This is a genomic window from Flavobacterium sp. PS2, from assembly GCF_046250155.1.
GTDB lineage: Bacteria > Bacteroidota > Bacteroidia > Flavobacteriales > Flavobacteriaceae > Flavobacterium.
The window spans coordinates 924424-935202 of sequence record NZ_CP176426.1; the positions used below are offsets into that span (position 1 = coordinate 924424).

A 10779-nucleotide genomic window follows, 5' to 3' on the forward strand; every position below is an offset into this window, starting at 1 on the left:
AGTATAATTTTGATTGTTTTGATTAAATCTAACTAATTACTACTTGTTTGTTACAATATTCGAAAAACAAGAATGTAAATATAATTTTTTCTCACATACAAAATGAAACTTCAATTCTAAAAAATGGATTATTACCGCCCAGTATGGTACTCTGACAAAGACTTAGATAGAACTCAAATTATAAAGATTGTCTAAAAGGGAACGCGGATGACACGGATTCGCTCAGCTTAAAATTAACCGCAAAGCACGCAAAGGTTTTACGCAAAGTTCACAAAGCTGATAAAACATACAGCTTTGCGAACTTTGCGTTTTTATAGAATCTCACTTATAAAATCTTTGCGCCCTTTGCGGTTAAACTCTTTGCTGTTAATTCTCCCTACTTAATCACAGTTTTCAATTCCTGACGGTATTGCAATGCGCTTTTCCCTGTATAAGTCTTAAATAATTTACTAAAGTGACTAAAATTATTAAATCCACTTTCATAACAAACTTCATTAATGCTAATAGGCTTTTCTGCCAAAAGCTTCGAAGCGTGTACCAAACGGTATTCATTAACAAAAGTAGTAAAGGTTTTATTAGTGATTTTTTTAAAATATCTACAAAAAGAAGGTGTAGTCATACTTACTAAACTCGAAACCTCATCGATAGCAATCGATTCCTGAAAATGGTCTTTTACATAATTAAAAACAACATTAATACGGTCATTATCCTGAGTGTATAATTCTAACGAAAACCCATCGGCGTTAAGCACCGTATAATCTTCAGAAGATTCTAATTCGTCTAAAATACTCAGGAGTGTTAGCAATCGTTCTAATGGAAGTTGGTTTTCCATCATTTCTATTTTCCTACCAATTCGTTCTTTGGTTTCTCCTGTAAATGCGATTCCTGCTTTGGCTTGACCAAAAACATTTTGAACTTTTTTCATTTCGGGAACTCCAAAAAAATCATTTCCTAAAAATTCTGGTTTAATATGGATAACGATTTCGTTTTTATTCCCAGTTTGTTCATTGGTAAAACCACAATGAGGCAAATTGGCTCCTATTAAAATCAAATCGCCATTGGTGTAATATGAAACATGACTTCCTATTTGTCGTTTTCCTGCTCCTCCATTTACATAAACCAATTCGATTTCGGGATGATAATGCCATAAATGGGATTTGCTATTGGTCTTTTCGGCATGCCTAATATAGCTAAAAGAGCTTCCGTAGGAGTTTGATATCACTTCAAGAGCTGGGGCGGTGTTCTTCATGATAAGTTCTTTGAAAAATAAAAACAAATTTAACTAAAACACCTAATATAATTCAAACTTTAACCTATAACGCTTTCGTAAATGAGAATATAGCATAGAAATTGGCAAATAGAGATGTGTAAAACAATATATTCTTAAAGTAATTTAGCATCAGAGAATTAGAACTAATAATTAAAAAACTAAAGCCATGAAAAAGATTCTAAAATTAAGTCTAGTATGTGCAGTACTTTTTACAGGAATGAGTACTTATGCAATTGATGGAAATACCGATTTTGCACTTCATGTAAGAAAAGGCGACGGTAAACTAATTACATTTGCTTTAAACAATGTATCAAAAGCAAATCTTTCTATTTATGATAAAGATGGTATCTTAATTTACTCTGAAAACGCAACAGGTAAAGGCGGAATTTTAAAAGCATTTGATCTAACAGAGTTTCCAGAAGGAACTTATTTTCTGGATATTGAAGACAACGTAAAAAAATTGAGATATGAAATTAATGTTACCAATGGAGAATCTACATTGTCTAATAAATCTATTTCACAAACATACAAAACAACTAATGCTAAAAATACAGCTGTAGCATCACGTTAGAAAATTGCATTCCCACTCATTTATAAAAATGAATTAATTTAGTTTAGTAAAGTTAAAAACGTCATCGTTTAAAAACAGCCCTTTTATGGTTAAAAGAGCTGTTTTTTTTTATATAATAGTGCTAAATATTCAAAAGAGAGCTATTTTTTCGATCATTTTTTATTCTAAATTTATCTTTTGTGCGTCAACCACTACAAAAATGCAAAATACTGATTTGACAAAAGTTATAAAAATAACATCCAAGAATCTTATAAATCCGTATATAATCACGAGTTCAGCCGAAACACTTTTAAGTCAACGACTTAGGACTAAAAATAATATAAAAAACATTTTGTAGTTAGCGAACTATTTGTAGTTTTGCGCACCGCGATTTGAAAATTAAAAAACAAAAACAAAGACATGAAGAAGATTTTAGGATTAAGCTTAGTATTGGTTATTTTTTTGACATCAATGAGTACTTATGCAATTGATGGAAAAGGGGATTATATCTTGAATATAAAAACTGGAAATGGCAAAGTAGTTAGTTTTACTTTGAATGGAGAACAGAAATCAAATTTCTCTATTATTGATAACGAAAGTCATTTGATATATAAAGGAATAGCAACTAATGAATTAGAAACTTCAAAAACATTAAGCTTAGAAGAATACCCTGCGGGAACTTATTATTTAGAATTTCAAGACAATGCTAAAAAAGTAAAACACGAAATTATCGTAAAATCTTCAAAAGCAAACAAAACAACTGACGAATCTTATAATCAAAGCCCAGCTTTTCGTCGTTAATTTATCTGCTTTTTATTAAGCAAAACAATTACAATTTAGTTATTATAGAAAGCCCAATTCTCATTAAGAATTGGGCTTTTATCTTTAATTTGTTTCCGTAATAATTTTATACAATTCGGTACAATAATCAGCCTTATCTTTTTGTTGGTTTCTTTTATTTTCCTCTCCAGTTTCATAAACTATAACCTGAAACCAATATAATGCTCTAATAACCATATTCTGGGTTGGAATATCATTATTATCAAGCTTCATCGCTTTCAACTTCTTCATTTCGGCATTCCAAAACTTAAAATTAGTATTGCTCTTAGCCGATTTTAATTCTTGATCAAAACGAAGCGAAAGTTTGTCTAAAATTTCATTTTCCTGAACCTTTATCTTCTCCATTTTTGCAACCTCATCCTTATACTCTCTAGTTTTTTTGATTTCGGCAATTTTGGTTCTTAAAGAATTGTCTTCATTTGTATTAAAAAAGGTAATCCCTTTTTCATAAGCATCCACCGAAGCAATCATTTCTTTATTAGCCTTTAAACTATCTGCTATTCGCAAATTGGTATCATAAATCCTTTTAATAATGGTATCGTTCTTTGGCCTGATATTTTTTTTATATGCCTGAATTTCCAACCAGTCAAATGCGCGAAGCATCTCGGCTTGTTTAGGCCAAACATGTTCCTCATGTGCAATAAAAAGTGTATTTACAATCTTTGCATTATCTAGCCATTCTTTGTTTGCTATCATTTCCAGGTAATTCATATCTCTATCTCCAACCATTCCTACATAGGAAAAATTGTTAGAAGGAGGAATAAGCTTATCCATACCATTAAAAGAAGCGCCACAAGCAATAACACCTTGAAAAGCTCCCGAAGATATTCCGTAAAAACTAGCTAATCTTGCACCACCCGAAAAGCCTGAAATATAAAGTTGGGAAGTATCAATGGCGTAGGTTTGCAATACATTATCAAATAATCTATTAGCAACTGCAATATTAACTTGGGTAGATCCATTTTTTAAAGTATTAGAGCATACCAAAATATAATTATACGCTTCTGCAGCCAATATAAAAGGCTCAATTGCTATTTTTCCTCTTGCATCTGGATCAAAAATAAAAACCAATGCCGTTGGAGTTTTGGCATCATACTTTTTAGGGAAATATATTGCATACGATTCTGATGGAGTCGTTGCAATTTTAACCGAATCGATAATAACTCCCGTTTGTAACAATTGCTTGTCTTGGCTATAACCAAAAACCGTAACAAAAAGAAACAGAATATAATAGGCAGTGTTTTTCATAACACTAAAATATAAAAAAACCTTTCATCTCTGAAAGGTTTTTCTAAATAACTTATATCTAAATATTTTATATATTTCTTCTATACTGTCCTCCTGATTACTATAATTTGCATAAAATAATCAGGGGAGAAATAAATCTTACTTAAATAAGTTATGAATATCATCCTGCATTCCAAAAACATCAGTTATTGTATACAAGCCCATCGGCTTATCTAAATGCGCATTAAAGGGCGTAGCTTCAACACAAGCAGCTATTAATTTTATTTGATTTGCTAAGTCTGGTAAAAATTTAATCCCTGCAATCGAAAATTTAGAAATTCGTGCAACACCACTGTCATTCATTCTTCCTTTTGCATTTATTTTTTCTAATTCTTCAATTTTAGGCACACTATCAAATATCTTATCATAAAACTCAAGTACAGGACTTTCATTTGGACGCTCATGGCTATGTATATAGGCACAGAAATATTGTTTTCCTAATTGAATAGAAATTACATCCTTCGGTCTGTAAAAAGTAATATTATCCAGAGATGATGGTATTCGTTTTAATTCCGTCGGTTTAGAATTTATGAAAGTTTTTATCTCGGCTGTTTTTCTAAAAAAATCATCACCTAAAACAACTTCATTATTTAAATCATCAATAGCGTTTATAGCCTTTTCCTTTATTATCTCATCTGTTAGTCCATATTTATGAAGCGTTAACGCCAAAGCAATATTGGCTTTACGTTTATAATTAATTGTCACTTCTGTACTATCTGCTTCTAATATACAATTCCAGCGTAGTAACATTTTAGGAAGTATGTAATTCGTTAAGTTTGCTGCTATTTCTTTATCATGTTTGGCATACCTCATCGCTGTACCAGTAAGTCTCGCCAAATCCTCATCAATATTTTGAACTAATGATTTTGCAGCCAGTTTATCTAAAATTTGTTGATGTGTCATAATTTCTAATTTTTCCCAAACTTAAAAATAATAAGTAATTCTTTGGGGTATTCTTCCCATAAAAAACAAGAAAACAACAACAAAAAAACAGCTCTGGATGGAGCTGTTTTTTAATTAGTAAATCTTTATAGAGAATATTATTTTCCTGCCAGTAATTTTTCTAGATATTCGATTTTATCTTTTTCAGCTTGAAGCAAACGCTCGTAAAGCTTTTTATTTTCTTCTACAGTTTCCATTAATTTATCTAATGGATTGAAAGTGCAATGATTATTATTTCCAAAATGGCTATTATTTACTGCTTCGTTAAAACTATTGAAATAATTAATTGCAGCTTCGTCCGAAAAATTCTTAATTGCCTCAACCGTTACACCAAGTGCTTTTGCAACTTCAATCAGTTTTTCTTCGTCTATAGTTTCGCTATTCTCTAAAGCAGATATAGCTTGTTGGTTTGTTCCTAAAGCCTGGGCCAAAGCTTCTTGTTTCATATCTCGAAGTTCACGAATACGGCTTATTTTTCGCCCTATATGATTTGGTTTTGTTAGTGTGCTCATAATTCAAAGATAATAATTAAGTATAATAACTGGCAATAAGTAAAAAACATATTTAGTAATGTACAATACGGCTAAAAATGATTTGGTACGGTACAATCTATCACTTTCTTCGCCGAGCTAAACAAAAGTACAATTTTTCTTATAATAAAATTATAAAAGTCAAATTGTAAAACGATTAACAATATACAACTAATAAAAATATATTATCATGGAAACCAATGAAACTAAAACTTTAGAAAATCTAAAAAGATTAACCGCCTTACATTTCCGTACCCTAAAACCTGCCGATGACAAATCGAAAGCGTATATCGCTCAAATTAAGTTTGTAAATTATTTTGAACTAGGTTGTGTTATTACCGAAATCCTAAAATTATGCATTGTAGCATTAGATCATGACGCACATAAAACCTCAACCACAATTAAACATTCACCTATTAATGTAGGGCTAATTCTAGAAATGATACTGGAAATGTTTCCTATGGATGAGTTGGAATTTTTGAGTGATGTTGGGGAGATGGTTGGTGGGAAATGAATATAATGTTTTACCTTTTCGTTTATGTGAACAAAGAGGTTACGCTGAAAAATAACCACAATATTGTCTTTTCGACGAAGGAGAAATCTTCACAAGTAACTCCGTAACGAAAGTTCAATCTTAGTCGAGCTTCTCGCGAAGATTTCTCTGTTCCAATTTTATCTTTTTAATTCTCTTTTGCGGATTATTGGAGTGGGTACAAAGTCGGGAGACTTTGTACAGCAATTGTGAACACTTCGTGGAGGGGTGTTAATTAGACACAACTACAATTTCCACTTAGACTAAATCATTATAACAAAGCATTTGTTTCTCATTCAAGAAATTCTTTGATTTTAGCGCTTATATTTTTTAAGTTATGCAAATACGTATAAATCACATAAAAATGCTTTTCCGTGATTGATTCCATGTCAAGGAATGCTGAATTAACTTCATTTCCTATATCATTTACTTCTATCGCATCTAAATCTTCTGGTACATATTCGTAAGCTATCTTAGTGAGCGGAATAACAAATTCCCTATTTAATTTAGCTCTATCTTTTAGACCTGTACTATCTATTATCGAATCGTCACTTGAAATCTTGTCTATTAATTCTGAGTATCTTATAATGAATTCATCATCTCCTTTAAACTTCCATTTTTTTATACCTCCATCCCCAGAAAGTTCGACCTCAGCTCGATGATGACAAATTGAATAATATTTAGTGTATAAAAGTTGACGATATTGATAAAACTTACCTTCATGATAATTATATTTTTTCATATAGGTTCTAAATTCATCTCTCAAAGATGCCCTGAAATCATAAAGCGTATATAACAATGTCATCAAATTGTTTATCTTTTTTATGGCTTCAGTATTTGAAAATCCAATCTTTTTGTACAAGTACTTTATATCTATAAATTGCAAAAAATCTACCTGTATATCAGGATGAAACACTAATTTAAAATCTTTATTATCACTATATTTTTGTAAATCTATAATTTGCTTTTCAATAGAGCTATTTAATTCAATAAGACTATTTTTAAAAAGTTCCAATTCGGAATTTTGGATTTCTAAATCTTCTAAATTTTTATCTACTTTTTCTTTTTGATAAATTTTTTCAGCAAGTTTAAAAGCGAAAAAAATACTTAAACCACTTACTAGTAAAGAGCTTATTAATGAGAACCAATCAAACCAATTAGGCGTACTTTGGCTAAAATTTCCAAATTGTAAATTAAAAAAAGAGTTCATAAGCCTATTTTATAATGTAAATTCTATCTTTGAAATAATTTGAATAATATTCTATACAACACATTTGATTTCAATACCTTACACTTTCTTCCTAGAATGGTAAATCATCAACTTCAGAAACTTCTGTAATATTCTTTTTTCGGAACTCCAATTGATCTTGATTATTTAAAATCCAATTTTCTCCATTTTCTAGTAATCTACAAGCAATAAATTCCTGTTCATTATTCCAACTATCAATTTCTTTATAAGTTTCAATCATTCCTAATTTAGTCAAAGTTCTTATTCCAACACTAGTTGCAATATCAGTATAACCCGCTTTTGTCATTTCATTTTTGAGGGTGTAAACAGCAGAACTATCTTCAGATGAAACTTGGTTCTCCATCATTAATATTAATAAGGCAATTTCATGGCTTTTCAAACCTTCAGTTTCAACTACAGGAGTTACATTTAATTGTTTAATAGTGCTTGATTTTAACTGAAATGCTTTTATTTTCCGTGTTATTATATCTCCTAAGGTTATAAAATCACTTGTTGAACTAGTCTTATAAGTAATTATATGTCTATGTTGTATATCAAATGGAAATTTACCAACTCTTTCATCAGAACATACCAGTATAACATCTTTATTGCAAGCGAAAGCAAAACCCAATTCGTACCATACATTCGGATTATCACTGGTTATTTCAGCAAAACAAATTCTACTTTCAGCAATACCTTTTTCTATTTCATCAATCGGAATTCTTACGCTTAAATCTTTATCAATTCTATAGGGCTCAAATTCTGCCTTTTTAATTGCAGGTTCAAATATGTCAACAAATCTTTTGTCGAATTTGTCATTGTCGAAAGGTTGAATTACAAAACACTTTTCCATATTTAATCGATTTTTAAGTGGGATTTTTACTGTTCTTTACAATCCTAATTCAATTGATTTAACATTGAACAAATTAATTTGATCAATTTTGTCCTTATGTATTATTATTGTCAATTTAGCAGGATATTTAAATTTCATTTCACTCAATTTAAATGTCCATAACATTATTTTTAATAAATCTTCATCACTAATATTTTTGTGTTCTTTTATTCTGGTAATTCCAGAACCAAAAATTGGAACAGAAACAGATTTTTGAGCATAAATGCGATTAACTCTATCCCAAAAGTTAATCAAAAACTCTATATATTCGGGCATTGTTAGAGTTGCTTGGTTATTTTCATCAAATTTAGAAAATGCAGTTAATATGAACTCATCATGAACAAAAATGGTACTTAATTTGAATTTCACTTTTTTACCGCCTAACCTTCTGTTAACATTATTATCAACTATATCCAATATATCTGAATTGGTTACTAAAAAATTATCCAATTCTGGTACTTTTCCGCTAAAATATTTATCAATGAAAATACCATTCAAAGATTTAGCAGATATTATTTTATCATCAACTATAGTATCAAAATACTCATTAAATGGAATAGTTTTAAGACCATCTTCTAAAAATAAATCTCCACATTTGATATTCACATTACTTCCATCTATATCAATATTTATATCTGTTAGCTTATTGGCTCTCCACCAAATAACTAGATATATAATTATCAAAATAAAAAATAATGAGTAACCAATGTACTTTAAGTATTCTTTATAATCTGCAGGGATAATATCAAAAAGTAAAATGAATGATAAAATACCAGATATTACTGAAAAGCAAACCCAGAATTTATTCCAAATTCCTTTGTCAAAAAAATTAACTTTCATTTAATTAGTTTTTATAAAATAATCACCTGGGGCTTTGCCAGAACTAACTATAAAATCAGAATTGTTTAGAGAGGCACGTATAACATCTTTGTTCAATGGAATATGTAATACAGGTACTTTTGCTTTAGAATCTCTGAAAACTGGCAATCTATTCCACAAACTTGTTACAGTACTATTTAATTTACTTTTATCAGACGTAAGTAAATCCTCCTTTGTTTTTAAATCAGGGTATATAACAATAACAGGCAGACCTAAAATATTAATTCCGTAATCAATTTCTTCTTTTAGGGCTTGTGAATTGGAAGTTTTTTTACTCAAAAATAAGATAATGTTTTTAGAGTTTCTAAGTCTTTCTCTAAGTCTTGGTTTAAGAGTTGATTCCCAATCACTATTATCACGAACGTTATAGGTTGTATCGTGTGCATTTTTAAATGGGAAAGAGCTATCTAAACCTTTCCACGCTTTAAGCATATTATAATAACAAAAATCTTCAGTTGCGTGAGCTCCAAGAGATGATTCATTGAATGGTTCACTTACATAAAATGCGCAATAATTGTAAATTTTACTCATAATTTATATTGAATAATTGGTTATTAACTTAAGGGATGTCTAATATCATTGTCAAATTTTCACATTAAACACAAACACCGTTTACAGAAATACTTTTTTAGAATGGTAAATCTTCTATATCTGAAATAACTAACCTTATAAAGTTTGGATTCCATTCTTCTTTAGTATATACTCTCAATTTATTATCCGTATTAAAAATTTCTTCATTATATGTTAATTCATATCTTATATCTGATTTGAACATTTCCCAAATTTGTTCTGTATCAAAAGGTAAATTTAGACTTGACTCTCTATAACCACGTGCTTTTAGTATATCTATAAATTCTTCTTTATTCGAGAAAAAAACACGGTATGGTATTTTTAGCAAATCTTTTACTTGTTCCATTGCTGGATGATTACTAAGCAGAATTTCATTGATTACATTTTCTGAACCTCTTTTTTCTTCCGTCAAAAATGTAACTAATTGATTTAATGTTTTTGCAGTATTTTCAATGCCTTTAATTATATTTAATTCCTTATTCCTAGTTTGATCTTGAAGAAATCGCTGAAAAAGACCTGCCCATTGCTCTTTAAGGAATGAACTTATATCTGTTGAAGTTTCAAAACCGTGAATAGTATTATTATTTGGCAAAGACTCGACAAATTCAATAAATTGATGAATTTTCACATTATCAGCATAAGTATATATTGTAGTTTCGTTTTCTTTGTTATTTAGATAAAATTGATATTCATTGTATACACTTTTTTCAATAAAAATATAAACTTGCTTATTTAATTCGTATGCTGTTTTCAATTCCATTTGTGAAACAGAATTATTATCATTCTTACTTTCAGAGCCATATCGACCTCCAATTATAGATACTAAAATATCAACATTATTTATTTCCTTATAACAGTAATCTTCTAACTTTTCATCTTTACCATAGGCAATGTTTCCTTGTTCATTTAATACAGCATCATACCCTTGCTCTTTTATAAATCTTTCGATATCACTTCTAATGTGTCTTAAATCATAATAAGTTGAACTAACAAATATTCTTGGTTTTGCCATATTTCTTTCAGTTTTTTATTGTCTTTCTGCTATTTAAATGCTAATATAGAAATATATTACTACAAAAAAATAGAAGGTTTTTATTTTAATTATTAAAAAAAATAATATATAGCAAAACAATCATCAATCTTATGAATCTTTCCATAAAATTTTGACTGTAAATCTAGAGTTATCTAGAATCATATTTTTACGGGTTTCCATAATTTGAGAAACTTTTTTTACAAAAAAACCTCTCATTTCTGAGAGG

12 protein-coding genes are annotated in these 10779 nt (G+C 29.4%); 3 read left to right on the forward strand and 9 right to left on the reverse strand.

What is annotated here, in order from left to right:
* Nucleotides 1-376: 376 nt before the first annotated feature.
* A complete protein-coding gene (locus tag ACJ6WR_RS03870) occupies nt 377-1249 on the reverse strand; it encodes an AraC family transcriptional regulator (protein ID WP_409417100.1) in 873 nt (290 codons plus the stop codon).
* A 187-nt stretch (nt 1250-1436) separates the two neighbouring features.
* On the opposite strand from ACJ6WR_RS03870, the gene ACJ6WR_RS03875 reads away from it, so the two are divergent.
* Nucleotides 1437-1841, forward strand: a complete 405-nt coding sequence (locus ACJ6WR_RS03875) for a hypothetical protein (protein ID WP_039111083.1) — start codon at nt 1437-1439, stop codon at nt 1839-1841.
* A 399-nt stretch (nt 1842-2240) separates the two neighbouring features.
* Nucleotides 2241-2621, forward strand: a complete 381-nt coding sequence (locus ACJ6WR_RS03880; RefSeq protein WP_409417101.1) for a secretion protein — start codon at nt 2241-2243, stop codon at nt 2619-2621.
* Between the two features lie 84 nt (nt 2622-2705).
* Here the strand turns inward: ACJ6WR_RS03880 and ACJ6WR_RS03885 are convergent, their stop codons facing one another.
* The 3 genes from ACJ6WR_RS03885 to ACJ6WR_RS03895 all read right to left on the reverse strand — a co-directional run bounded on the left by ACJ6WR_RS03885 (nt 2706) and on the right by ACJ6WR_RS03895 (nt 5401).
* The gene (locus ACJ6WR_RS03885; protein WP_409417102.1) at nt 2706-3908 is read right to left on the reverse strand and encodes a hypothetical protein; all 1203 of its coding nucleotides are present in this window, start codon (nt 3906-3908) and stop codon (nt 2706-2708) included.
* A 138-nt stretch (nt 3909-4046) separates the two neighbouring features.
* The gene (locus tag ACJ6WR_RS03890; protein ID WP_409417103.1) at nt 4047-4850 is read right to left on the reverse strand and encodes a hypothetical protein; all 804 of its coding nucleotides are present in this window, start codon (nt 4848-4850) and stop codon (nt 4047-4049) included.
* 137 nt (nt 4851-4987) lie between these two features.
* Nucleotides 4988-5401 carry a helix-turn-helix domain-containing protein gene (locus tag ACJ6WR_RS03895; RefSeq protein WP_086894599.1) on the reverse strand — a complete coding sequence of 138 codons (414 nt, stop codon included), beginning with the start codon at nt 5399-5401 and terminating at the stop codon, nt 4988-4990.
* A 208-nt stretch (nt 5402-5609) separates the two neighbouring features.
* Between ACJ6WR_RS03895 and ACJ6WR_RS03900 the strand changes: the two genes are divergently transcribed.
* Nucleotides 5610-5933 (forward strand): hypothetical protein, encoded by a 324-nt coding sequence (locus ACJ6WR_RS03900; RefSeq protein WP_409417104.1) that lies wholly within the window; start codon nt 5610-5612, stop codon nt 5931-5933.
* Between the two features lie 310 nt (nt 5934-6243).
* Here ACJ6WR_RS03900 and ACJ6WR_RS03905 read toward each other — a convergent pair whose 3' ends face one another.
* The 5 genes from ACJ6WR_RS03905 to ACJ6WR_RS03925 form a co-directional block, all read right to left on the reverse strand.
* Entirely contained in the window at nt 6244-7161 is a 918-nt protein-coding gene (locus tag ACJ6WR_RS03905) for a hypothetical protein (protein ID WP_409417105.1), read from the reverse strand.
* A gap of 91 nt (nt 7162-7252) precedes the next feature.
* Nucleotides 7253-8032 carry a hypothetical protein gene (locus ACJ6WR_RS03910; protein ID WP_409417106.1) on the reverse strand — a complete coding sequence of 260 codons (780 nt, stop codon included), beginning with the start codon at nt 8030-8032 and terminating at the stop codon, nt 7253-7255.
* Nucleotides 8033-8068: 36 nt separating this feature from the next.
* Nucleotides 8069-8911 carry a macro domain-containing protein gene (locus tag ACJ6WR_RS03915; protein ID WP_409417107.1) on the reverse strand — a complete coding sequence of 281 codons (843 nt, stop codon included), beginning with the start codon at nt 8909-8911 and terminating at the stop codon, nt 8069-8071.
* Nucleotides 8912-9481, reverse strand: a complete 570-nt coding sequence (locus ACJ6WR_RS03920; protein ID WP_409417108.1) for a TIR domain-containing protein — start codon at nt 9479-9481, stop codon at nt 8912-8914.
* 97 nt (nt 9482-9578) lie between these two features.
* Nucleotides 9579-10532 carry a DUF4062 domain-containing protein gene (locus tag ACJ6WR_RS03925; protein ID WP_409417109.1) on the reverse strand — a complete coding sequence of 318 codons (954 nt, stop codon included), beginning with the start codon at nt 10530-10532 and terminating at the stop codon, nt 9579-9581.
* Nucleotides 10533-10779: the final 247 nt, after the last annotated feature.

Bases quoted from the DNA above. Each gene is read 5' to 3' on its own strand.
- ACJ6WR_RS03910 (WP_409417106.1), bottom strand. From the start codon at position 8,032: ATGGAAAAGTGTTTTGTAATTCAACCTTTCGACAATGACAAATTCGAC.
- ACJ6WR_RS03880 (WP_409417101.1), top strand. From the start codon at position 2,241: ATGAAGAAGATTTTAGGATTAAGCTTAGTATTGGTTATTTTTTTGACA.
- ACJ6WR_RS03890 (WP_409417103.1), bottom strand. From the start codon at position 4,850: ATGACACATCAACAAATTTTAGATAAACTGGCTGCAAAATCATTAGTT.
- ACJ6WR_RS03885 (WP_409417102.1), bottom strand. From the start codon at position 3,908: ATGAAAAACACTGCCTATTATATTCTGTTTCTTTTTGTTACGGTTTTT.
- ACJ6WR_RS03895 (WP_086894599.1), bottom strand. From the start codon at position 5,401: ATGAGCACACTAACAAAACCAAATCATATAGGGCGAAAAATAAGCCGT.
- ACJ6WR_RS03870 (WP_409417100.1), bottom strand. From the start codon at position 1,249: ATGAAGAACACCGCCCCAGCTCTTGAAGTGATATCAAACTCCTACGGA.
- ACJ6WR_RS03915 (WP_409417107.1), bottom strand. From the start codon at position 8,911: ATGAAAGTTAATTTTTTTGACAAAGGAATTTGGAATAAATTCTGGGTT.
- ACJ6WR_RS03920 (WP_409417108.1), bottom strand. From the start codon at position 9,481: ATGAGTAAAATTTACAATTATTGCGCATTTTATGTAAGTGAACCATTC.
- ACJ6WR_RS03900 (WP_409417104.1), top strand. From the start codon at position 5,610: ATGGAAACCAATGAAACTAAAACTTTAGAAAATCTAAAAAGATTAACC.
- ACJ6WR_RS03905 (WP_409417105.1), bottom strand. From the start codon at position 7,161: ATGAACTCTTTTTTTAATTTACAATTTGGAAATTTTAGCCAAAGTACG.
- ACJ6WR_RS03925 (WP_409417109.1), bottom strand. From the start codon at position 10,532: ATGGCAAAACCAAGAATATTTGTTAGTTCAACTTATTATGATTTAAGA.
- ACJ6WR_RS03875 (WP_039111083.1), top strand. From the start codon at position 1,437: ATGAAAAAGATTCTAAAATTAAGTCTAGTATGTGCAGTACTTTTTACA.